A 22,494-nucleotide genomic window follows, 5' to 3' on the forward strand; every position below is an offset into this window, starting at 1 on the left:
CACCTGTCCTTAGATGCAGGTGGTTTTTGTGTTTTCCCATTTTTCTAAACTGTATAAAACAGAAGACAGTTACAAAAGCTGAGAACATCAATTATTTAGAAGGAGGAGAATAGAGATGAGCCAGCAATTTTTCAAAAGAAAACGTCACGACTCATCATCATCAACTGAAAATTATGACCATCTTCATGTATCCTCTGATCTAAAGACGAATGTAGCAGAGATTAAGAACATTCTAGGAGAGAGTATCGATGTAAAAATCGTAGAGTTTTTAGAGATGCCTATTCCTTTTAGTATTTGTTACATCGAAGGATTGATCAACAAACAACAACTAGAATTATCCATTATTGAGCCTATAAAACGGACACAACTAGCAAATAAAAAGTTACAACCGAAAGAACTTATCCATCAAACAGAAGTTTCTGCAATGATAAGTCCTTGTCCTCATTTCGATTTGATCATTACCCCAGTCTTAAAAGGACAGGTCATTATTTTTGTAGACGGGATGACCGAGGCATACTCTATTCCCCTTGAAACTTGGGAGACACGCGGTGTAGAAGAACCTGAAGCACAAACAATGGTAAGAGGTCCACGTGAAGGATTTATTGAAACGCTTCAGACCAATACAACCTTGCTGAGACGCCGAATCTCAAATCCTACTTTACGCTTTAAGGCATTTGAAGTAGGAAAAATAACGAAAACAACGATATTAGTTTCATATCTAGAAAGCCAGGTCGATCAAGAAGTCTTACAAGAAGTGATAAAAAGGGTATCGAATCTAAACACTGACAAAATATTTGAAAGTGGAATGCTTGAAGAATTAATCGATGAGAACGGATACTCTCCGTTTCCTACTTTTCAATCTACAGAACGTCCAGATGTAGCAGCTGCCGCGTTATCTGAGGGTAACGTCGTAATCATGTTCGAGGGTACACCGTTCGTCCTTATCACACCAACAACATTTATATCGTTTTTCCAAGCGGCAGAAGATTATTACCATCACTTTGATCTCTCAAGTTTCATTCGCGTGATTCGAGTTATTTCTTTCATGATTTCATTAGCACTTCCGGCCGCTTATATTGCTGTCACCACCTTTCATCAAGAGTTGATTCCAACTAATCTTCTAGTCAGTTTAGCCGCTCAAAGAGAAGGTGTACCGTTTCCAGCTTTCGTTGAAGCACTCGTTATGGAAACAATCTTTGAAATCTTGCGTGAAGCTGGTATTCGAATGCCGCGTCCAATTGGTTCTGCTGTTTCGATTGTAGGAGCGATTGTAATCGGTGAATCTGCCGTAGCCGCAGGGCTTGTTTCACCAGCAATCGTAATCGTCGTTTCATTAACGGCCATTTCCAGTTTCGTCTCACCTTATTATGGATTTAGTGGTGCTGCACGTTTGCTTAGATTCGTACTAATGATTTTAGCAGCAACAACAGGCATCTTTGGCATGATTTTTTTCATGATCGGTCTGCTGATCCACCTATGTTCACTAACGTCCATGGGAAAACCTTACTTCACGCCGTTAGCCCCTTTTCAATCGGGAAAACAAAAAGACAGTCTGCTGCGTCTACCTTTATGGTGGACACAAACAAAACTGCATAGAAAATGGGTAAAAAAATCATGAGAAGATGGAATATAGTTGCTGTAATCATCTCTTGCGCATTAATACTATCTGGTTGTGCTGGTCGAATAGAACTGAACGAACTCATAATCGTCTCCTCTATTGGCGTGGATTACAAGAAAGATAAAACGATTGTTCACTTTCAAGTGGTGAATCCAGGAGGCACAGCAGGGGGGCAAGGTGGTGCACCATCAGGAGGATCTGGGGGATCAGTTTACACTTATACAGTATCAGGTGAAACTCTTTATGATGCCGTTGAAAAAGGAAGAAATATTTTGCCGAGAAAATTACTTTTTTCACATATTACAAGTGTCATCATTGGTGAAAAATATGCAAGGACCAAAGGAATAGCTCCAATATTTGATTTTCTGGAACGAAACCATGAAGTTAGGGATAATCTAATTATGTTTGTCGCAAAGAATTCGACCGCAAAAAATATTCTTTCCATTTATACACCAATTTTTAAGAACCCTGGTGAATCATTAAAGAATAGAGTGAGATTAGCTGCCACATCTACTGGTATATCAGATGGAATAAAGGAGAAAGATGTCGTTCGTTGGCGGTATGGTGAGTTTAGGGACCCAGTCATTCAAGGCGTAGAGATTGTTCAGATTAACGATAGTCAAAGTGAAACATCCAATTTAGAAAATATAAATGCGAATGATAAGACTTATCGGATCTCAGGACTGGCGGTCTTCAACAAAGAGAAAATGGTGACCTGGTTGAACAATGATCAAACGAGAGGTTGGTCTATTATCAATCAAAGAGTAAAGGATATCTTTATTTTGAGTCACAAATGTGATAGTCAAAAAGGTAATGTAGGATTTATGGTAAAAAGTGTAGACTCAAAAACAAAGGTCCTTTATAAGGATGGAAAATTAAAATATGTTGTAAATGTTAAAGGCAAAGCAATCTTACAAGAAGTTACATGTGCAGTCGATGTTGGTAATCCAATGGCCCTGCTTGAGATGGAAAAACGAGTGAACGAGGAGTTAGCCAGCCATATAAAAAGCACGGTGAGAAAGGCGCAGAAAGAAAAGACGGATGTTTTTGGATTTGGAAAGTTACTTTATAATAAACATCCTGAAGTCTGGAAGAAATACAAAGAAAATTGGAAAGAAGAGTTTTCCGATGTGGAATTAGAAACGAATGTGTCCATTAAACTTGAATCTGTAGGAGCGAGGGTGGAAACCATTCATGAGCAAAAATAAATCCTTTCGTGTTACGCTTACGACTTTCTGGATCTTCTCAATGATGAATTTAGCAACATTCCTCTCAAATAGACAATGGCTTCCTTTTTCTGAATGGATTGATGCTATTTATGCACCACTATATAAACTGATGTTTGGAGGATAAACATGAACCATACTATAAATCGATGGCAGCTTGTTTTAATCGTAGTCAGTTTTATTATGGGAAGTTCTTTATTAATGGCACCAAACTTAACCGCCTTCTTCTCCGCTCAAGATGCTTGGATATCCATGCTTATTGCGGTATTGATTGGATTGATCTTGAATGTAACTTGGATATTAATCTTGAAGCGGTACCAGTTTCGCTCAATCTTTCGAATAACCGAAGTCGCTGGGGGTAAAGTCCTTGGAACGATATTAAATATCATAATCATCTTTTATGCTCTTCATTTAGCTGCCTATGTCGTTCGGAATCTTAGTAACTTTATGATTTCAAACGTCATTCCAGAGTCAAGTCCATGGACCTTTCAAATCATGATCATCTTACTTGCCGTGTATTCTTGCTTTTATGGATTAAACAACATTGGGCGTGTAAATGAGTTTTTAACGCCTTTTATGATTCTCTTTTTTATTTGTTCGTTAGCCCTTACTACGAATCAGTTCAGATTTTCACACCTTCAGCCTTTTTTTGAACAAGGGATGTTAAAAATTTCGCAAGGTGCATACACGACGACAGGATTTCCTTTTATCGAGATCATTCTCTTAGGAAGTGTTCTCACATATGTGAAAAACAAAGATAAACTCTCAAAAAATTATCTAGCAGGAATCTTGTTTGGTGGGATGGCTCTTATCTTAACCGTATTTATAGCTGTAGGAGTAGAAGGAGCTTATATGGTAAGAAGACAAAGCTATCCTACTTATGAATTGATGAGAGATATATCAATCATTAATATTTTTGAAAGGGTAGAGGTTATAATAGGTGTTGTATGGATATTTGGAATACTTGTTAAGATTGTTGTATGTCTTTTTACAGCGTTGAAAGGATTACAGCATCTATCTAAGTTTTCTAACTATCATCCCTTTTTACTCCCTGCTGGATTATTAATCTGGGCGTTGAGTAACCATATCCATACGAATGCAATGGAATTCACAGATTTTGTAGGGCGAAATTGGACGCTATGGTGGTTTACCTTATATCTGATTTTACTTGTTGTTTTAGGTATAGGTATTTTGCGAAAGAAGGATAAGAATATGGATCAGCATGCAGATGATTCCACTCAATAGTACTTTCTATAATAGTGACAGAGAGCAAGTAACGGCCAAATTTTATCATAACTATGGTAATGGATATAAAAAGCGCCAGGTAAGCCGGCTCCTGTTGGGTAGCTGGCTTCTTCTTGTTTAGATAGCAACCAATTAACAGCTTTTTTCATACTGAGATTAGGCTGATCCGAGATAGCCGTTAATGTGTTAAGCGCCCAAGCTGTTTGAGAGTGTGTACTTTTGTTTAAGCTAACATACTTTCTCTTAGTATCACTCTCACAAGATTCGCCCCAACCTCCATCTTCATTTTGAATCGATAGCAACCAGTTTTTCGCTTTTTGAATTACTTTATCATTCTTGTGAACACCACATGCGATTAAACCTGTAACGGCAGCCCACGTCCCATAAATATAACAAACACCCCATCGCCCATACCATGAACCGTCTATTTCTTGATTGGATCGTAGCCAGTTCACACCTTTTGTTATTAAGAGATGATCTTGATTCAAGCCATGGTAATTTCCTAAGAACTCTAAAGTCCTGCCTGTTATATCTGGAGTGGAAGGATCGATTAGAGCGTCTTTTGCGTGCTTGATGGGGAGGCTTCCAATCAGATAACGATTTGTATTCTTTTCAAAGGCTGCCCATCCTCCATCATCGTTCTGCATAGACAGAAGCCAAGCAAGCCCTTTTTCATAGCTTGAATAATAAGAAGAATGGGTATGACAGTATTGTGCGATGGTACGGAGTGACACTTGAGTATCGTCTAGATCTGGGTGCTGCGTATTACCTAAAGAAAACCCCCAGCCTCCTGGGATTGCATCTGGATTATGAACAGACCAATCACCATGTTTTTTCTGCTGTTGTGAGAGAAGAAATCTTGCACCTTTTAATAACTGAGCGTTTGATTGTGAAACACCTGCTTCAAGCAATGTATAAAGAATGAGGGAAGTATCCCATGTAGTAGATGGTGAATTCTGCAGATGCAGCGTATCATCTACCTCACAAAACATCTTCATCAATCCGTTCAGAGCGTTTTGAATAACCGGTGATGATCGATCAAATCCTTCTGAAAGAAGACCATACACCATGAAAATCGTGGTTAAGGCATAACTAAGAAGTGTTCCATCTGGTTCGATATGATTTTGTATATAAGACATAATGTTGTCTTTCTTCGTTTTCATGTAGGATTCTCTAATGTTCAACAAGGAGAAAAGATTTATCCAATCTTCTATGTTAGAACCTTGATCTGGTTTACCTAATAGTACTGAAAGATTAGGTGTGTAGCTTGAAGTTAGTTTCTTTTTACCTTCAATCATCAACAGAACAGGAGCAAAGTGAGCTCTAGCATAGCTGCTGATATCAAAACGGTTAATGGGAGAAGTAAGGGGCAGTGAAAATAGAATGGCTGGATCGATCGGTAGCTCTGGCCAGTGATATAAACCGTTCATGGCTAAAAAGACTTTTGTTAGAAGGTCGGCATTTTTTAATCCACCATTATTTATAATGAATTGTTTGGCGTTCTGAAGCGGTTCTTCCGTGTGTGAGTGGGGCTTTGAATACAACAGAGCTGTATAGGCTTGGATAGTTGCTGACAAATTCGCTGGCTCCTCATCAGGATATACACGCCATAAGCCATCGGGAGACTGTTTGGAAAGGATTCGATCGGCTACCCTTTTAATAAGGTTTTCATTTTTGTAATCTATGGTCCGTAATAAAATGAGCACATATGCATCGGTAATTACAGAATTCTCAAAACAAAAACGCCAAGTCCCATCCGTTTTTTGGAGGGAAAGAAGCTCATTACACCGTTTATAAATCTCAGATTCGATTTCTTTAAAGTTCAAATTCCTCACCGCACTTTATCCATAGTGCTTTCAGTGTATGTAGTATATGGGTTATCCTATGAACAGGTAAGTGCAATCACTGTTCTTTTTTTAATTATCACGATAAAATCTTGTTAGGAATTGAGTTTTTGTTTTTAGGAGGAATTAGTTTGAGTAATCAAGAGCTTGCAACATTCGCAGGGGGTTGCTTTTGGTGTATGGTTAAACCGTTCGATGAGCTACCTGGCATTCATGGTATCGTATCTGGCTACACAGGTGGAGAACTTAAAAATCCAACATATGAACAGATTAAAACGGGTGAGACCGGGCATCGTGAAGCGGTTCAAATCACATTTGATCCGGAGATTTTTCCTTATCAAAAATTGTTAGATCTGTATTGGCCGCAAATTGATCCAACAGATGACGAAGGTCAGTTCATCGACCGTGGAACTCAATATAGAACGGCGATCTTTTATCATACGGAAGAACAAAGAGAACTTGCCGAACAATCTTTAAAGAATTTAGAAGAAAGCGGAAAGTTTAAAAAGCCGATCGTAACAGAAATTTTACCAGCAAGCGTGTTTTATGAAGCTGAAGAGTATCATCAAGATTTTTACAAGAAAAACCCAAAAGCCTATAAAGAAGAGCGCGAAACTTCAGGTAGAGACACTTTTATTGAGCAGAACTGGAAGTAAGTATACCGTAATTTTATTATGTTAACTATTGTCTCTTTTTTATGCAAGGAATGTAGATGACAGGATTATTCTACATCCATAGGAGAGTGTAGTTTATCATCATGAATATCTATATACAGTTTATTGTTGCTAGTAAGTAGTGCATAAACTACTCTTTCAATTGTAAGATTACGTTTCTTGAGTTCTGAGAGCAGCCATTCTTTAGAGATGTCATTTTCTTTTAAGTTGTTCAGTAGAATCTCACCGTCCATCATCAACTCGATGGGGAGTTTCACTTCTTCTTTAAAGATATGTAAGTCTTTACGGGTGACAGTAAGGTGCGCTTCTTTTTTCTTAACAGAGAGAAGTCCGTTATTCTCAACGAGTGCGTAGTCTACATCGTCTATAGAGAAAATATCTTTTTGCCTAAGCTGCTGATTTAAATAATCAAGGGTATAACGCATTTTTTTCATGTTATGCTCTAATATTTTTCCGTTTTCAATAACGACAGTCGGATCTCCTGCTACGTATTTTCGAGCTCTTTTACTCTTTAAGGAAAGAAATGCAGAAAGATAGATCAGAAGAACAAAGATAAAAAACACGAGAAAGATATAACGCGCTTTTACTTCTAATGCAAATGCTAAGTTTGCAGTGACAGAACCGAGCGTGACGACAGCGATAAAGTCAAAGATCGTCATTCTTGATACAGTTTGCTTGCCTAAAATACGAGCAGCAAAAAATATAGAAAGAAAGGCAATTATAGATCGAATAATTACATCAACATAAGGATTCACGTAGGTCACATCCCTGAAACTACAATTTAGATACTACTTTATCTTTTTATCCAACTTCTTGTAATTTAAGACGATTTGATCATTAAGAGTTATAAAAAAAACGCACAGAATCATTCCTGTGCGTTATCTTACTTACTTCTTGTTCTTTTTATACTGATTCAACACATGAACCATACCTTCTTCAATAAGTTCATTCGCTGGTTTATCAAGTTTTTTGGCTAATGCCTTAATTTCAGTGTATAACGAATGGCTTAATGTAGTGTTCACATTTTTTCGATCATGGTTCTTTTTTCTTATCTCACTTGAATACATGTGCATACCTCCAACAGGAGACTTCATAATCTACTTGATTCAGTCTATCATAATTCCAAAGTGATACGACTATTTTCTTTGTCTAGCAACATACGGATAGATTGGATCTTTTAAGTGGAATTCATAGGTTTCACCATCAACGATACCCACAACTTTTTCGCTATCATATAAATTCAGCAAAAACCCCGCCATCTCTTTACTTGTATGAAATTTAGGAACTGTTCCTTCATACTGAAACTCTTCGAGATCCATGGAACGCTTTGCAAATTCTGTTTCCGTAGCAGCTGGAGCTAACACTTTTGCTTGCATGGCTTGTCCTTTACTCTTTAATTCTTGTGCAAGTCCTTCTGTAAAGGCACTCACATAAAATTTAGATGCGCAATAGGTAACAGCATCCGCAACAATTGTGTAGCCACCGCCTGAAGAAATATTGATAATCTGAGTTCCTTCCACGTCAGCATAATCTCTAACATAAAGTGATGAAAGAACGGTTAATGCTTCAATGTTTAAATGAAGCATCGTTTCAATTTTATCTAAATTTTGCTCTCCAACTGAAGCGAAGTTCCCAAAGCCTGCATTGTTAATCCATGTTTCAATCTCATAACTCTTAAGCCTTTCGTAAAAATCATGTACTTTAGATGTAATCGATAGATCAACTGTGGAAACAACAACGTCTAGATCTGGGTACATAGACAATACGTTTGCTCTAAGTTGCTCTAATTCTTCTGTTCTCCGAGCTGCAATAATTAAATTCTTGCCTCTAGCAGCAAATGCAAGTGCCGTTTCGTATCCAATTCCAGAGCTCGCTCCCGTAATCACTGTGTATTTCATGAAAATCACTCCTTAAATTTATTCATTTGGTAATTCTTCTTGTGTTTTATTATACTGATTAGAGTAAACTCTAAGTCAAGAAATCAGTTATCAGTTGGAGTGATAGACATGTATACCATTGGAGAAGTTTCTAAACTCCTTAACATTAGCACACATACTCTGCGATTTTATGAAAAAGAAAAGATCATCACACCAGAACGAACAGTTCGTGGTGATCGACGTTATTCAGAATCTCATGTTCAATGGCTGCGTTTTGTTATCAAACTTAAAGAAACGAAGATGCCGCTTGTTCAGATTCAGGAATATGCTTCTTTATTTTTACAGGGTGATGAAACTACTCATAAGAGGTTGAACTTATTAAAAAATCACCAAGATCATGTCCAGAATCAAATTCAAGTATTGATGGAAATTGATGATTTGTTGCTTAAAAAGATATTAGCTTATGAAGAATATCTTCGTAAACAAGATTTCAGCTAAGACATAGAGAGGTGCAACTTACATGACGCAGAAAAGGATTAGAGATTTTGGGGTAAAGATCGGAAAGCTGGAGACTGGCGCTTCTAACTCAATTACTGATGTAGAAGGAGTTACAGTAGGGCATGTAACGCTAAGCGAAGGGAATATGCAAACAGGAGTTACTAGCATCATTCCTCATGACGGAAATATTTTTATGGAAAAACTTATCGCTTCGAGTCATGTGATCAATGGATTCGGGAAAACGATGGGAACCATTCAGATGAAAGAACTAGGGGTGTTAGAAACTCCTATTATACTGACTAACACGTTAAGTATAGGAACCGCCGCAGATGCTTTAATTCAATATATGTTAGATAAGAATCCTGAGATTGGCCAAACAACAGGTACAGTAAACCCTATCGTTGGTGAATGTAATGACATGTTTTTAAATGATGTAAGAGCACAATTTGTAAACAGAAATCATGTCGTAGAAGCTTTAGAAAATGCTGGTACAAAAGTAATAGAAGGCAGTGTTGGGGCGGGCACGGGAATGCTTTGCTATTCATTAAAAGGTGGAATCGGTACGTCTTCAAGATGTTTTTCAATCGACAATGAAACGTTTACGGTCGGATTACTTGTATTGTCAAACTTCGGCATATTAAGCGACCTTCTAATAAACGGTAGAGCTATCGGACAAGAATTAAAGGAAGCTTTACTAAAATCGTGGGAAGAAAAGGACAAAGGATCTGTCATGATTATTGTTGCTACAGATCTACCCGTTTCTGAAAGACAACTGAACCGAATTATTAAGAGATCTGTGACAGGTTTGTCGAGAACGGGTTCGATTATTACGCACGGCAGCGGGGAAGTGGTGATTGGTTTTTCAACAGCAACTAAGATTCCACATAATAAACCGAATCATATTACTACGATTCCAACGATACATGAAGAAGATATGGATCTAGCATTTCGTGCTGTTGGAGAAGCTGTAGAAGAAGCAGTGTTAAACTCACTAGTAACAGCTACACATGTAAAAGGCCGAGACGGGAATGAACGGCCAGCGTTCAAAGATCTTCTAGCAGAATTCGATATCCAATTAACGTAAGTAATACATAAAAAAATCCCTATCGAAAATCAATCGATAGGGATTTCTCACATGTGTTAAACAAATAGATTTAATAGTAGGATAAAACCTAATCCGGCAACTGAGATAATGGTTTCTAATAAAGTCCAAGTCGCAAACGTTTCTTTCATACTCAAACCAAAATATTCTTTGAACATCCAGAAACCTGCATCGTTCACGTGTGATGCTATTAAACTACCAGCACCTGTAGCAAGTACGACTAACGCTAGATTAACATCGGTTTGACCTAATAATGGAATGACTAGACCCGCTGTTGTTAATGCTGCAACTGTTGCAGATCCTAAAGAGATTCTAAGGATGGCTGCGATGATCCATGCCAGTAAGATAGGAGAGAATGTTGTATCTTTAAACAATTCTGCTACATAATCACCAACGCCACCGTTGATCAATACTTGTTTGAAGGCACCGCCTCCACCAATGATCAATAGCATCATTCCGATATGTGTAATAGCTGTCGTACATGAATCCATAACCGTTTTTATCGGTATATTTCTTGCTAACCCCATCGTATAAACGGCAACGAGTAAAGAGAGCAACATGGAAGTAGAAGCGTCACCAACAAAACGAATAACCTCAAATGTCTTTGAGTCTCCAATACCCATCGTATTCTGAACAAGTGTGATTACAGTAGCGATTGACATTAAAATAACTGGAAGCATAGCTGTAAACACTGAGATACCAAATGAAGGTGTATCTTCTAATTTAAATACTTTCTGTTCACCTAGTGAAGCAATATTTCCTGTTTTGTTGAATGAGTCAGGAACAATCTTTTTTGCAATTTTCGTAAACACGGGTCCTGCTAGAATAACAGTAGGAATCGCAATAATAAAACCATAAAGTAATACTTCACCAATATTAGCACCAAATTCTCCTGCGATTACCGTTGGACCCGGGTGAGGAGGTAAGAATCCGTGTGTTACTGAAAGTGCTGCTACCATTGGAATACCAAGATAAAGAATAGAAACGCGTAATTGTTTTGAAATGGCAAATACGATTGGTATTAATAAAACTAGACCTACTTCAAAGAATAAAGCGATACCAATAATGAACGAAGCAACAACGATCGCCCATTGAATTTTCTTTTCACCGAATTTCTCAATGAGTGTGATGGCAATCCGCTGAGCACCGCCGGCATCAGCAATTAGTTTACCTAACATAGCTCCTAGACCGAAAATTAACGCCAAATGTCCAAGTGTTCCACCTAAACCTGCTTCAATCGATTTAACAATTTCTCCAAGTGGCATACCTAGTGCTAATGCAACACCAAATGATACGATGATTAAAGAAATGAATGTGTTTAATTTGAAATACATGATTAATAATAACAATGCTAAAATTCCACAAGCTACGATAAATAATGGCATGATAGATCCTCCTAATACTAATTTTCTCTATGAATTAAACTTCTTTGATAAGCTGCAATACGCGAATAATCTTCTTCTAGTTTTCTAGATAGACTGATAAAGATGGGTAACAATTCTCTATATTCTTTTACAGCTTCTTCATTTGGAGAGTGAGTGTAAGTACTCCCGATCATTTTTGATGCTGCTTGAAACGATTCTATTTTTCCTGTTGCATATAACCCTAAAATACATGCACCTAAACAAGAACTTTCGTAAACCTCTGGTACCGCTACCTCTGTATCAAAAATGTCTGACATCATCTGACGCCAAGTTTCTGATCGGGCAAAGCCTCCAGTTGCCTGTATTCGGCTCACAGGTTCATCCATACATTCAACCAAGGCCAAATATACGGTATATAGATTATAGAGGACACCTTCAAGTGCAGCCCTGATCATATGTTCTTTTTTATGAGACAACGTTAGACCGAAGAAAGATCCTCGAACATCTGAATTCCAGAGTGGAGCGCGTTCACCAGCGAGATAAGGATGAAACAATAAACCATCAGCTCCGGGTCGCACACGTTCTGCTATCTTAGTTAAAATCTCATAAGGGTCTATTCCTAGACGCTTTGCTGTTTCAAGTTCTGAAGCTGCAAATTCATCCCGTATCCAGCGCAGGACAACACCGCCGTTGTTTACTGGCCCACCGATGACCCAGTGATTCTCTGTTAGTGCGTAGCAAAAAATCCTGCCTTTCTCATCTGTCTGCGGCTTATCAATGATTGTACGTATAGCACCACTCGTACCAATCGTTACGGCTATTTCACCTTTACCAATCGCATCTACACCAAGGTTTGACAGCACACCATCACTTGCTCCAATGATAAATGGTGTTTTCGGATCGATGCCGATCTGCTTGGCTATATCTAATTGACAATCATTGAAGATTGTTATTGTAGGGACTAGGGTTGATAATTGATTACGATTTATTCCTGCAACACGTAAAGCTTCTTCATCCCAATCCAGCTCTTTCAGATTCATCATCCCCATCGCTGAGGCTAGAGAATGATCTACAACATACTCGTTAAATAGGCGCTGAAAGATGAACTCTTTAATCCCAATATACTTTTTAGCTCTTTCTGCGATTTCAGGCTGATCATTGACGATCCAAGCAATTTTACTTAATGGACTCATCGGATGGATAGGAGTGCCCGTTCGTTTATAGATCTCATGTCCGTTACATTGCGCTTTTATTTTTCGTGCCCAAGCTTCACTGCGATTATCTGCCCAAGTGATGCACGGTGTTAATGGCTGATCATCTTCATCCATTGCAATCACGCTGTGCATGGCACTGCTAAATGAAATGAACGAAATAGCGCTGGATGGAATAGAAGAACGTTTGATAACATTTGTAAGGGTTTGCAAAACCGTTCGGAAAATTTCTTCTGGATCTTGTACCGCTGTAGAAATATCAGGTGTGTGAAGCGGGTACCCAATGTTTTCCTGTGAAAGAATTTCACCGTTTTCATTAAACAACACTGCTTTAGTACTTGTAGTTCCGATGTCGACTCCTACCATATAGCTTTTTCTATGTTGTGAACCGTCGATATCCATCATTTATTTACTCCTTTTCTTGCTCCCGTGCTTTCGATAGCATTTGTTGTGACATCCATAAATCATCTACTTTTCCTTGAACATCATCAAAATTTTGATGAAGCGATTGAATCATGATTTCTCTATTTTTAGATGAGATCGCATCAATGTAGAGTTCATGGTTTTTCATGATTCGAGAAAGGTCATCATATTTTTCGTTAAAATGCATGCGCATCGATAATAAGATGAAGCTTTCCATAACAGGTTTTGTATTGTTCCAAATCATTGTGATGTAAGAATGATCAATTGAACGAATGATTGTTTCATGAAACAAGACATCTTGAAGAGCAAATTCGTCAGCATCTTTGTACTTTATTGCGATCTGCATCATCTCAAAAATTTTTGTGAGTTCTCTAACAACGTGAGCCGTGTCGTTTTTAACAAGTCGTTCAAACACGAACGTCTCAATAAGAAGTCGAACATCATAAATTTCTTCTATTTCTTTTTCAGTTAAACCGACCACAACTGCACCCATACGCTCTAAACGAATTAAGTTTTCATTCGATAGAACCTTAAGTGCTTCTCGTATAGGAGACCGGCTAACATTATATTCAGCAGCTAATTTATTTTCAGAGAGGGTGGTACCGCTTTCAATGAGTCCCGAGATAATCCTCATTCTCAGTTCACATGCGACACGTTCCCCAGTTGATGCTTTGGAAAGCCACTTTTCAGGATAAAGAAAATCCTTCGAATCGTTCAACATAACAACCTCCTTTTGTAGAACGAGTATACTTGTATACAAGTATTATAGTACAGTGATTATAAAATGCAAGCGCTTTTATTTAATCGTGAAAAAACAGAAGTTGATATGGATTATTTTAGAAAATCAGAAGGGGAGAGCACTGGAAAGGCCGGGGACAGGTGTAATAGTCATTACTAAAGAACGAGCATGTGCTTCACAGATCATGCAGCCAATGATTGAAAAGGCAGTTAAATAGAAAAGAACAATCTTATTAATGAAGAGATTGTTCTTTTCTTTTTTTATTCAATAAATGAAGGCACTTCTTCTTTCTTCATTTCAGTTTCGTGAAATTCATTATACCGTGGGTGCATTTTTAATAGTTCATCAACCGTTACAATTTCATAACCCATTTGCTTGAGTTTAGGAAGAATGATTTTTAGTGCAGCAACGGTTTGACTTCGGTTCCCGCCGGAATCATGTAAAAGAATGATATCGCCGTTCTTTATATTTGTTAGAATATGCCTTGCGATCCTATCAGTCCCTGGATTTGTCCAGTCACGAGGATCTTGGTGCCAGGACCATAAAATAATCTTATATCCTTCTTTTTTTAAGACTTTTAAACTGTTCTCTGTAACCGTTCCACCTGGAGGTCGAAATAACTTTATATAATCTGTATGGTGACCAGGGTCTAGAAGGTGCTCGGTCTTTCTTGTTTCAACAACCACTTTATGCCTTGAAATAGCATGAAAACTAGGGTGATTATACGTATGATTTCCGATTTCATGTCCTTCTTTTAGTTCTCTTTTGACAATCTCGGGATATTTCTCAACCCGCTTACCAATAAGAAAGAACGTTGCATGAACGCCTTCCTCTTTTAGAACATCTAGGATTTGAGAGGTGTATACAGGATCTGGTCCATCATCAAATGTGATTGCTATTTGTTTCTTATTTGAAGGGACTTCCCATATTACATCTCCATACTTCTCGATTTCGAATCGATTTACAACGCCTGCATACACGGTTGGTCCGAATAAAAGAACATGACATATGAACATAGAAACAATCACTCTTACAATGGTAGACATAATGAGCCCTCATTCTAATATTTGTTAACATTAGTATTTGTATGAAGAAACTCATTTATTACACATAACGATAGCCAGTTCTTGCAACAAAAAAGCTGCTCAAAGGATTTCTTTGAACAGCTTAAGCGTTGTGATTTACAATCCACTTGGAGAAAGTGAGATCGCTTTTAGAGCATGATCTAAGTCATAGATTAAATCATCTACTGTTTCAATTCCGATTGAAAGGCGGATTAGTTCTGGACTCACGCCTGACTTTCTTTGTTCTTCTTCAGATAGTTGTTGATGAGTAGTGCTAGCTGGATGGATAATCAATGATTTTGAATCTCCAACGTTTGCCAAGTGAGAGAAGATGCTAACATTTTCGATCAACTTTTTACCTTCTTCAACACCGCCTTTAACCCCAAATGTTAAAATCGCACCCGCGCCTTTAGGAAGGTATTTTTGTGCTAGTTCATAGTAAGGGCTGCTTGGAAGTCCTGCGTAATTTACCCAATCAACAGATGGATGATTCTCTAAGAACTTCGCAACTTTCAATGTGTTTTCAACATGTCGTTCTATACGCAGAGCAAGTGTTTCCAGTCCTTGAATAAAAAGAAAGGAGTTGAAAGGTGCGATAGAGGAACCTAGATCTCGAAGCAGTTGAACACGTGCTTTTAGAATATAAGCAAGTGGACCAAAAGCATCCGTATACACGATCCCTTTATAGCTTGGATCTGGCTCAGTCAAGCCTGGGAATTTCCCATTGCTCCAATCAAATTTTCCAGAATCTACGATAACCCCACCGACTGAAGTACCATGTCCTCCGATGAATTTTGTAGCAGAATGGACGACGATATCTGCTCCATGTTCGATGGGACGACAAAGGTAAGGAGTAGCCAACGTATTATCGACAATAAGAGGAACCCCTGCGTCATGTGCGATGTCAGCGATAGCTTGAATATCTGCAACATCGATTTTCGGATTGCCGATGGTCTCGATGTATACGGCTTTTGTTTTTTCTGTAATAGCATCTTTAAACGATTGAAGATTATCAATCTCAGCGAATTGTGTATGAATGCCGAGTTTGGGGAGAGTAACAGAGAACAGGTTATAGGTCCCACCATATAGAGAGGTAGAAGCTACGATTTCATCACCAGAGCCAGCGATGTTAAATATAGCATTTGTAATGGCAGCCTGCCCGGATGCAAGAGCAAGAGCACCAACACCGCCTTCAAGCTTCGCGATGGTTTGTTCAAACGCATCTTGTGTTGGATTCATCAAACGCGTATATATGTTACCGAACTCTTTTAGAGCAAACAAGTTCGCTGCATGCTCTGTTGAATTGAATTGATAGGAAGTGGTCTGGTAGATGGGTACAGCTCGAGCTCCTGTTGTAGGATCTACTTTTTGACCTTCATGTAAAGAAATCGTTTCAAACCCATACTGTCTTTCTGCTTTTTGATCAGTCATATTCGAATCTCTCCTCAACGTTATTTTTATATCCAATCGCATTCAGTTTCAACTTATCCCAGAAAAAAAAGACCTCTTCCAAAAGAAGAGGTCCCGATGATTTCACCCGATCGAAGTCTCATCTTTCAGAACATTGATTGTTCTGCTGAAATTAGCACCATGCGTTTCCGCTGGTTGCCGGGCATCATAGGGTCAGTCCCTCAGCCTCTCTGGATAAGAAGATTTGAATATTGAATTAAGATTTATAATACATAGGTCCTTATCAATAGTCAACAGAATTTTTTAAAAATTTAGGATTTTTATTTTCCGGATTACTTTTTACTGCATAAATAACTCCAACCGCCCAAAAAGCAGCAAGTACAAAGTAGATCGAGAACAACATGTTATGTGAAACGCCTAGAGTATGAAGAAGGGTGCGGGTATTGGTGATAATAATCAATCCACCCACTAGTACCCCTAGTATGTGAGAAGGAATGAGACGTACTAACCATGCGGCAATAGGAGCTGCAATCACTCCACCTAGCATTAATGCTCCTACCCATAGCCATTCTACTTGTTCCCAGCCGAGAGCGATGAAAAATCCGATTGAAGCAGATACTGCAACAGCGAATTCGCTCGTATCTACAGAACCGATCACCTTTCTAGTTTTCATGTCTTGTTTTGCCATTAGGACTGGAGTAGTGACAGGACCCCAGCCTCCTCCACCTGTAGCATCTAAAAATCCTGCTAATAATCCAAGTGGTACGAGTTGTTTTTTAGTAAAGGGTCTACCACTCGCTGTTGCTTTCTTCTCTCCAAGTTTAAACAGAAAACGATATAAGATATAAATACCAAGGATAATTAGAAAGATTGAGATATACGGCTTTATTACATCTCCAGGTAGGTTGCTTAAAAAACAAGCACCTACAAATGCTCCGATCGAACCCGGCAGAATTAAGCGGAGAACAACTTGCCGATCAACATTTCCGAATTTAATGTGTGAAGCGCCGGATGCCGCAGTGGTTACAACTTCGGCAAGATGTACGGATGCAGATGCAGCTGCAGGAGCAATTCCCGCTACTAAGAGAAGTGATGTTGATGTAACGCCATAAGCCATCCCTAGTGAACCATCGATCAACTTTGCAAAAAGTCCAATTAGAGCTAATACGATTAACTTTTTCATATTCTTCCTCCCCAAAATAAAAAGGCCCTTAACAAGTGATGTTAAGAGCCTTCGGTTTACCGATCAGCGATACGGATTAAATTTTAGTTAATACTATATGATCCTAAAACATAAAAAGTCAACTGTTTGTTGAAATTTTTTGTAAAAATAGAAAAATGAAAAAATAGGTCTTGATATCCACTTCAGATATGTTATGATTTTATAAAATTTAAACTCTTATCCAGAGTGGTGAAGGGAACTGGCCCGATGAAACCCGGCAACCTGCGATTTGTAAGGTGCTAACTCCAGCAGAATGTATTTACATTTTGGAAGATAAGGTAATATGTTTACCTCCACTATCTTTCCGAAATGGGAAGGTTTTTTTTATTGTTGTTTTCATATTCATTGTTGCTTTTGAAAGAGTTGATTTCCGTTGCAGATACTCGCTTTCCGCGGGGCAGGCGGTGAGCCACATTCGTACGTTCCGTATAAGTGTCCCACCTGCCCACCTGCCCGCCTGTCCCGCAGGAGTCTCGCATCTTCCACTCCAATCAAAAGTCAAAGATGAAATAAGTAAGACTTAGAAAACAACTATTTTTAGGAAAGGGCCTTTAAAAGATAATGAATGTTGTAAAGGGAGGCAGTGGAGTGGCGAATGAAAAGAGTGCAAGTGATTTTCTTCCTCAGCTTGAAAAGATGCTGAGCAGTATTAAATTTGGTTCGATCACTTTAATCGTCCAAGATGGAAAAGTGATTCAGCTTGAAAAGAACGAGAAGGTAAGAATTAAATAGTTCGCTGACTAGAAAACTAGAGGCGGTTTTAACGATAGGGCTAAGCTCTTAAATCGTTAAAGCCGCTTTTTGTATGTTAAAAGGAGGTAGCAAATTGCTAACGTATGCAACTTGGAATGAGAAATTACCAGATTTTAATCACGAAAATCCGACAAAAGGTGCTTTAGATGTGTTGGAGTGGGCTTATGGAACATACGGTGAGGACTTAGTATATGCTTGCAGCTTTGGCATAGAAGGTAGTGTTCTTGTGGATCTTGTTTCACAAGTGAAGCCAGATGCACAGATTGTATTTCTCGATACAAACCTGCATTTTCAAGAAACCTATGACGTAATTGAAGCTGCAAAGAAACGATACCCTTCTCTTCGAATCAAGCTAAAAACGCCAGCTCTCACTCTAGAGGAGCAAGCAAAAAAACACAGTGATGGGCTTTGGAACGTGGACTCCAATCTATGCTGCACGATCAGAAAGGTGATTCCTCTAGAAGAAGAGTTAAAAGGGGTAAAAGCTTGGCTCTCTGGTCTGCGTAAAGAGCAGTCAGCAGCCAGGAGCAATACCGATTTCGTTAACAGAGATGAACGGTTCAAAAGTATTAAAGTTTGTCCGCTCATCCATTGGACGTGGAAGGATATTTGGCGGTATGCCCATAAGCACGACTTGCCGTATAACAAACTACATGACAATGGTTATCCAAGTATAGGCTGCGCTCCTTGTACACAGGCAGCTATTAACGCAGATGATCTTCGTTCCGGACGATGGTCAGGTACTGAAAAACTAGAATGTGGACTTCACGAGACTACATAGAGAATCACTAGGAGGAGAGAAACAATATGAGTACGATTCAACCGCACGGAGGGCAATTAATCAATCGATTCAAGCCTGACAAACCACATCAGCACATAAAAAAAGAAATTAACCTTGATGCAACAGCACTTAGTGATCTTGAATTGATCGCGATCGGAGCTTACAGTCCATTAACAGGATTTTTGAACCAAAAAGATTATCAAACCGTTGTCCACGATATAAGGCTCAGTGATGGTACGGTTTGGAGCTTGCCCATCACGTTACCGGTGGATCCTGATACAGCATCGACACTTACAAGAGGAGAAGAAGTTCGTTTAACATACGATGGCGTAACCTATGGAATTCTTAAGGTAGGTGATGTTTATACTCCTGTTAAACAAATTGAAGCGGAGCGTGTTTATAAGACATCCGATCATAATCATCCTGGAGTAAAGAAGCTGTTCGAACGACGTTCTGTTTATGTAGGCGGCGAGATTACGCTTGTTGAACGAATTGAGAAAATTTCGTTCAAAGAGTATCATCTCGATCCTAGTGAAACAAGAAAACAGTTTACGGAATTAGGTTGGAGTACCGTTGTAGGTTTTCAAACGAGAAATCCCGTTCACCGTGCGCATGAATATATTCAAAAAGCTGCACTGGAAATTGTAGACGGTCTCTTCTTAAATCCACTCGTTGGTGAAACAAAGTCTGATGATATACCAGCTGATGTTCGAATGGAAAGCTATCATGTTCTTCTAAAAAACTATTATCCTAATAACCGCGTTTTTCTTGCCGTATTTCCTGCCGCGATGCGTTATGCAGGCCCACGTGAAGCCATCTTTCATGCGATCGTTAGAAAAAATTACGGCTGCACACACTTTATCGTAGGTCGTGACCATGCTGGAGTAGGAAATTATTATGGAACGTATGAAGCACAAGAGATCTTTTCACAGTTTACAGAAGAGGAGATCGGCATCCAAACCTTGTTTTTTGAACATAGCTTTTATTGCAACAAATGTGAAGGAATGGCTTCTTCGAAAACATGTCCACACCCAACGGAAGAACATGTCATCTTATCCGGAACAAAGGTAAGAGAGCTCCTTCGAAATGGAGAACTTCCACCTAGTACGTTCAGCCGAAAAGAAGTAGTAGAGATCTTAATAAATGGACTAAATCGAAATGATGAAAATCATAGAATAGGAGATTCAAATGAGCAATCCGCACAATATAATTTGGCACGATAGTTCGATTTCAAAAGAAGCTAGGCGAAAACAAAACAACCATTCAAGTTTTGTACTTTGGTTTACGGGACTTTCAGGATCAGGAAAATCAACGGTTGCTAATGCATTAGCACAAGTGCTTTTTGATCAAGAAATAAGAAACTATGTGTTAGATGGAGATAACATCCGAAATGGATTAAACCGTGATCTTTCTTTCTCAGATAAAGATCGAAATGAAAACATACGACGCATCTCTGAAGTGTCAAAGCTATTTGTAGATAACGGAACGGTCGTACTTACAGCTTTTATCTCTCCGTTTATACAAGATCGGGAAATGGCGAAGAAAATCGTTTCAGAAGAGGAATTTATAGAAATTTTCGTTTCATGTCCGATTGAAGAATGTGAAAAAAGAGATCCAAAAGGTTTATACAACAAAGCGCGAAAAGGTGAGATTCCTGACTTTACTGGAATTGATTCACCTTATGAAGAACCGGTTTCACCCGCTCTTACCATACATACAACCGAACAAAACGTTTCAGAGTGTGTGGAGAGCATCTTACATTATTTGAAAAAAAGGAAGCTGATTTAACTAAATAAAAAGGAGATTGAGAGAATGGCATATGAAAAGACGTGGTCAGAAAATCCGAAGATCAATAAAACGGAACAAAAAAAACTCGTAAAAGACGGCTTAAAAATATTTGAAGATATCCCTCATTACGCAGAAAACGGCTTCTCTTCTATTCCAAAAGAAGAATGGGATAGTTTTAAGTGGGCGGGGCTCTATCTGCAGCGGCCAAAAGAAGACGGCTATTTTATGATGAGAGTTAATGTTCCATCAGGCATATTAAGTTATGAACAAGTAAAAGCATTGGCTCATATTTGCAAAGATTATGGCAGAGACGTATTCGATATCACGACACGTCAGGCTATTCAATTTCACTGGCTGACGATTGAACAGATTCCGGATATCTTTAATCGTTTAGAATCAGTCGGGTTATCGAGCGCTGGTGCATGCGGTGATATTACGAGAAATATCATGGGGAACCCAATAGCAGGCATCGATCCACATGAACTCTTTGATACCACTGAAATTGTAAAAGAAGTATATGAGTTCTTTCAGCATAATGAAGATTTCTCGAACCTGCCAAGAAAATACAAAATGTCGATCAGCTCAAATGTAAACAATAGTGCACATGCTGAGATCAACTGTGTGGCCTTTACTCCTGCATACAAACTAATTGATGAAAAGGAAGTTCCAGGGTTTCATATCAAGATTGGCGGAGGTCTTTCTTCTCGTCCTTTCTTAGCACAGCCACTCGATGTGTTCATTGAACCAGAACAGGTTAAAGACGTTTCTATCGCGATTACTACTATTTTCCGTGACTACGGTTATCGGGAAAAACGTCACCTTGCACGTCTTAAATTCTTGATGTCGGATTGGGGACCAGAAAAATTTAAAGAAAAACTCTTAGAATATACCGGAGCGCTTCACTCTAAAGGAAAAGATGCTCTTAAAACATGGAACGGCGGTTACTTCTATGGTGTTCATCCTCAAAAGCAAGAAGGATTAAGTTATATCGGCTTTAACGTACCTGTTGGTCGACTTCATGCTGACGAAGTTTTAGAGCTTGCTGAAATTGTGAAGAAATATGGAAACGGTGAAATCCGAACGGTAAATTCTCAAAACTTAATTATTCCTAATGTGAAACATGAAAACGTCGAGTTGCTTTTAAAAGAAAGCATCTTCAAACGCATTACAACTCAGCCGCTATCTTTCATTGGCCATTCTGTTTCTTGTACCGGTATCGAGTATTGCAACTTAGCACTCGTTGAAACGAAAGAAAGGATGCGTAAAATCGCTGAGAACCTCGATCAGAAAATAACACTAGATGTTCCCGTTCGCATTCATATGGTGGGCTGTCCTAACTCATGCGGACAGCGTCAAATCGCAGATATTGGTCTTCAAGGTGTATTGTTAAAAACGAAAGAGAAGAAAATGGTTCAAGCTTTTGAGATATATGTAGGAGGCACACTAGATGATGGCGGAAAATTTAATGAAAAGCTAAAAGGAAAGTTTCATGCGGATTCACTAGACGAAGTATTATTACGGTTTCTTACCACTTTCAAAGAAACGAAACTTCCATCAGAAAGCTTTTTTGACTATATAGACCGTGTCGGGTTGTAACATCTTCAAATAGAGTTGGACCGAATCGCAGAAGAATTAGAAGAAAAAGTCTCATAAAA

General features: G+C 38.7%; 22 protein-coding genes and 2 riboswitches. Of the genes, 12 read left to right on the forward strand and 10 right to left on the reverse strand.

Going from position 1 to position 22,494, the window contains the following annotated elements; translation table 11 throughout:
• Nucleotides 1-115: 115 nt before the first annotated feature.
• The 4 genes from H9648_RS07955 to H9648_RS07970 are packed head-to-tail and all read left to right on the forward strand — an operon-like array spanning nucleotide 116 to nucleotide 4,089.
• Nucleotides 116-1,618, forward strand: a complete 1,503-nt coding sequence (locus H9648_RS07955; protein ID WP_191753371.1) for a spore germination protein — start codon at nucleotides 116-118, stop codon at nucleotides 1,616-1,618.
• Nucleotides 1,615-2,826 carry a Ger(x)C family spore germination protein gene (locus tag H9648_RS07960; protein WP_191753372.1) on the forward strand — a complete coding sequence of 404 codons (1,212 nt, stop codon included), beginning with the start codon at nucleotides 1,615-1,617 and terminating at the stop codon, nucleotides 2,824-2,826. The genes H9648_RS07955 and H9648_RS07960 overlap by 4 nt, the downstream gene beginning before the upstream one ends.
• Nucleotides 2,813-2,971: a hypothetical protein gene (locus H9648_RS07965; protein ID WP_171005437.1), complete on the forward strand. Its 159-nt coding sequence runs from the start codon at nucleotides 2,813-2,815 to the stop codon at nucleotides 2,969-2,971. The genes H9648_RS07960 and H9648_RS07965 overlap by 14 nt, the downstream gene beginning before the upstream one ends.
• Nucleotides 2,972-2,973: 2 nt before the next feature.
• A complete protein-coding gene (locus H9648_RS07970) occupies nucleotides 2,974-4,089 on the forward strand; it encodes a GerAB/ArcD/ProY family transporter (protein WP_191753373.1) in 1,116 nt (371 codons plus the stop codon).
• On the opposite strand, the gene H9648_RS07975 is transcribed toward H9648_RS07970, so the two are convergent.
• Nucleotides 4,083-5,924: a terpene cyclase/mutase family protein gene (locus H9648_RS07975; RefSeq protein ID WP_318243502.1), complete on the reverse strand. Its 1,842-nt coding sequence runs from the start codon at nucleotides 5,922-5,924 to the stop codon at nucleotides 4,083-4,085. The genes H9648_RS07970 and H9648_RS07975 overlap by 7 nt on opposite strands.
• 140 nt (nucleotides 5,925-6,064) lie before the next feature.
• Between H9648_RS07975 and msrA the strand changes: the two genes are divergently transcribed.
• Nucleotides 6,065-6,589 (forward strand): peptide-methionine (S)-S-oxide reductase MsrA, encoded by a 525-nt coding sequence (gene msrA, locus H9648_RS07980; RefSeq protein ID WP_191753375.1) that lies wholly within the window; start codon nucleotides 6,065-6,067, stop codon nucleotides 6,587-6,589.
• Nucleotides 6,590-6,654: 65 nt separating this feature from the next.
• Here msrA and H9648_RS07985 read toward each other — a convergent pair whose 3' ends face one another.
• From H9648_RS07985 to H9648_RS07995, 3 genes are all read right to left on the reverse strand, one after another.
• Nucleotides 6,655-7,362 carry a DUF421 domain-containing protein gene (locus H9648_RS07985; protein ID WP_191753376.1) on the reverse strand — a complete coding sequence of 236 codons (708 nt, stop codon included), beginning with the start codon at nucleotides 7,360-7,362 and terminating at the stop codon, nucleotides 6,655-6,657.
• Nucleotides 7,363-7,494: 132 nt separating this feature from the next.
• The gene (locus H9648_RS07990) at nucleotides 7,495-7,674 is read right to left on the reverse strand and encodes a hypothetical protein (protein ID WP_144700285.1); all 180 of its coding nucleotides are present in this window, start codon (nucleotides 7,672-7,674) and stop codon (nucleotides 7,495-7,497) included.
• 69 nt (nucleotides 7,675-7,743) lie between these two features.
• Nucleotides 7,744-8,505 (reverse strand): SDR family NAD(P)-dependent oxidoreductase, encoded by a 762-nt coding sequence (locus tag H9648_RS07995; protein ID WP_191753377.1) that lies wholly within the window; start codon nucleotides 8,503-8,505, stop codon nucleotides 7,744-7,746.
• A 108-nt stretch (nucleotides 8,506-8,613) separates the two neighbouring features.
• On the opposite strand from H9648_RS07995, the gene H9648_RS08000 reads away from it, so the two are divergent.
• Both H9648_RS08000 and H9648_RS08005 read left to right on the forward strand, forming a co-directional pair.
• A complete protein-coding gene (locus H9648_RS08000) occupies nucleotides 8,614-8,982 on the forward strand; it encodes a MerR family transcriptional regulator (RefSeq protein WP_191753378.1) in 369 nt (122 codons plus the stop codon).
• Nucleotides 8,983-9,004: 22 nt separating this feature from the next.
• On the forward strand, nucleotides 9,005-10,066 hold the full coding sequence (locus H9648_RS08005) for a DmpA family aminopeptidase (RefSeq protein WP_191753379.1): 1,062 nt from the start codon (nucleotides 9,005-9,007) through the stop codon (nucleotides 10,064-10,066).
• A gap of 56 nt (nucleotides 10,067-10,122) precedes the next feature.
• Here H9648_RS08005 and H9648_RS08010 read toward each other — a convergent pair whose 3' ends face one another.
• The 6 genes from H9648_RS08010 to H9648_RS08035 all read right to left on the reverse strand — a co-directional run bounded on the left by H9648_RS08010 (nucleotide 10,123) and on the right by H9648_RS08035 (nucleotide 17,478).
• Nucleotides 10,123-11,469, reverse strand: a complete 1,347-nt coding sequence (locus H9648_RS08010; protein WP_191753380.1) for a GntP family permease — start codon at nucleotides 11,467-11,469, stop codon at nucleotides 10,123-10,125.
• Nucleotides 11,470-11,486: 17 nt separating this feature from the next.
• The gene (gene gntK / locus H9648_RS08015; RefSeq protein WP_191753722.1) at nucleotides 11,487-13,025 is read right to left on the reverse strand and encodes a gluconokinase; all 1,539 of its coding nucleotides are present in this window, start codon (nucleotides 13,023-13,025) and stop codon (nucleotides 11,487-11,489) included.
• 43 nt (nucleotides 13,026-13,068) lie between these two features.
• Nucleotides 13,069-13,803 carry a GntR family transcriptional regulator gene (locus H9648_RS08020; RefSeq protein WP_404825664.1) on the reverse strand — a complete coding sequence of 245 codons (735 nt, stop codon included), beginning with the start codon at nucleotides 13,801-13,803 and terminating at the stop codon, nucleotides 13,069-13,071.
• A 278-nt stretch (nucleotides 13,804-14,081) separates the two neighbouring features.
• Nucleotides 14,082-14,867: a polysaccharide deacetylase family protein gene (locus H9648_RS08025; RefSeq protein ID WP_191753381.1), complete on the reverse strand. Its 786-nt coding sequence runs from the start codon at nucleotides 14,865-14,867 to the stop codon at nucleotides 14,082-14,084.
• A 135-nt stretch (nucleotides 14,868-15,002) separates the two neighbouring features.
• Nucleotides 15,003-16,316, reverse strand: a complete 1,314-nt coding sequence (locus H9648_RS08030) for a homocysteine synthase (protein WP_191753382.1) — start codon at nucleotides 16,314-16,316, stop codon at nucleotides 15,003-15,005.
• A gap of 115 nt (nucleotides 16,317-16,431) precedes the next feature.
• Nucleotides 16,432-16,536: riboswitch (SAM riboswitch) on the reverse strand.
• A gap of 42 nt (nucleotides 16,537-16,578) precedes the next feature.
• Nucleotides 16,579-17,478 (reverse strand): sulfite exporter TauE/SafE family protein, encoded by a 900-nt coding sequence (locus tag H9648_RS08035; protein WP_191753383.1) that lies wholly within the window; start codon nucleotides 17,476-17,478, stop codon nucleotides 16,579-16,581.
• A gap of 213 nt (nucleotides 17,479-17,691) precedes the next feature.
• A riboswitch (SAM riboswitch) is annotated at nucleotides 17,692-17,797 on the forward strand.
• A 308-nt stretch (nucleotides 17,798-18,105) separates the two neighbouring features.
• Here H9648_RS08035 and H9648_RS20675 point away from each other — a divergent pair.
• The 5 genes from H9648_RS20675 (at nucleotide 18,106) to H9648_RS08060 (ending at nucleotide 22,435) form a co-directional block, all read left to right on the forward strand.
• Complete coding sequence (locus H9648_RS20675; RefSeq protein WP_318243503.1) at nucleotides 18,106-18,249, forward strand: YezD family protein; 144 nt, start codon at nucleotides 18,106-18,108, stop codon at nucleotides 18,247-18,249.
• Nucleotides 18,250-18,343: 94 nt separating this feature from the next.
• Nucleotides 18,344-19,051 carry a phosphoadenylyl-sulfate reductase gene (locus H9648_RS08045; RefSeq protein WP_404825665.1) on the forward strand — a complete coding sequence of 236 codons (708 nt, stop codon included), beginning with the start codon at nucleotides 18,344-18,346 and terminating at the stop codon, nucleotides 19,049-19,051.
• Between the two features lie 26 nt (nucleotides 19,052-19,077).
• The gene (gene sat, locus H9648_RS08050) at nucleotides 19,078-20,274 is read left to right on the forward strand and encodes a sulfate adenylyltransferase (protein ID WP_191753386.1); all 1,197 of its coding nucleotides are present in this window, start codon (nucleotides 19,078-19,080) and stop codon (nucleotides 20,272-20,274) included.
• Nucleotides 20,240-20,839: an adenylyl-sulfate kinase gene (gene cysC / locus H9648_RS08055; RefSeq protein WP_191753387.1), complete on the forward strand. Its 600-nt coding sequence runs from the start codon at nucleotides 20,240-20,242 to the stop codon at nucleotides 20,837-20,839. The genes sat and cysC overlap by 35 nt, the downstream gene beginning before the upstream one ends.
• Nucleotides 20,840-20,863: 24 nt before the next feature.
• Nucleotides 20,864-22,435 (forward strand): nitrite/sulfite reductase, encoded by a 1,572-nt coding sequence (locus H9648_RS08060; protein ID WP_191753388.1) that lies wholly within the window; start codon nucleotides 20,864-20,866, stop codon nucleotides 22,433-22,435.
• Nucleotides 22,436-22,494 lie beyond the last annotated feature (59 nt).

Source organism: Fictibacillus norfolkensis (assembly GCF_014836645.1).
GTDB classification, from domain to species: domain Bacteria; phylum Bacillota; class Bacilli; order Bacillales; family Fictibacillaceae; genus Fictibacillus; species Fictibacillus norfolkensis.

Coding starts and splice junctions, on each gene's coding strand:
- H9648_RS07955 (WP_191753371.1), top strand. CDS start 116: ATGAGCCAGCAATTTTTCAAAAGAAAACGTCACGACTCATCATCATCA.
- H9648_RS07960 (WP_191753372.1), top strand. CDS start 1,615: ATGAGAAGATGGAATATAGTTGCTGTAATCATCTCTTGCGCATTAATA.
- H9648_RS07965 (WP_171005437.1), top strand. CDS start 2,813: ATGAGCAAAAATAAATCCTTTCGTGTTACGCTTACGACTTTCTGGATC.
- H9648_RS07970 (WP_191753373.1), top strand. CDS start 2,974: ATGAACCATACTATAAATCGATGGCAGCTTGTTTTAATCGTAGTCAGT.
- H9648_RS07990 (WP_144700285.1), bottom strand. CDS start 7,674: ATGTATTCAAGTGAGATAAGAAAAAAGAACCATGATCGAAAAAATGTG.
- H9648_RS07995 (WP_191753377.1), bottom strand. CDS start 8,505: ATGAAATACACAGTGATTACGGGAGCGAGCTCTGGAATTGGATACGAA.
- H9648_RS08000 (WP_191753378.1), top strand. CDS start 8,614: ATGTATACCATTGGAGAAGTTTCTAAACTCCTTAACATTAGCACACAT.
- H9648_RS08005 (WP_191753379.1), top strand. CDS start 9,005: ATGACGCAGAAAAGGATTAGAGATTTTGGGGTAAAGATCGGAAAGCTG.
- H9648_RS08010 (WP_191753380.1), bottom strand. CDS start 11,469: ATGCCATTATTTATCGTAGCTTGTGGAATTTTAGCATTGTTATTATTA.
- gntK (WP_191753722.1), bottom strand. CDS start 13,025: ATGGTAGGAGTCGACATCGGAACTACAAGTACTAAAGCAGTGTTGTTT.
- H9648_RS08020 (WP_404825664.1), bottom strand. CDS start 13,803: ATGTTGAACGATTCGAAGGATTTTCTTTATCCTGAAAAGTGGCTTTCC.
- H9648_RS08025 (WP_191753381.1), bottom strand. CDS start 14,867: ATGTCTACCATTGTAAGAGTGATTGTTTCTATGTTCATATGTCATGTT.
- H9648_RS08030 (WP_191753382.1), bottom strand. CDS start 16,316: ATGACTGATCAAAAAGCAGAAAGACAGTATGGGTTTGAAACGATTTCT.
- H9648_RS08035 (WP_191753383.1), bottom strand. CDS start 17,478: ATGAAAAAGTTAATCGTATTAGCTCTAATTGGACTTTTTGCAAAGTTG.
- sat (WP_191753386.1), top strand. CDS start 19,078: ATGAGTACGATTCAACCGCACGGAGGGCAATTAATCAATCGATTCAAG.
- cysC (WP_191753387.1), top strand. CDS start 20,240: ATGAGCAATCCGCACAATATAATTTGGCACGATAGTTCGATTTCAAAA.
- H9648_RS08060 (WP_191753388.1), top strand. CDS start 20,864: ATGGCATATGAAAAGACGTGGTCAGAAAATCCGAAGATCAATAAAACG.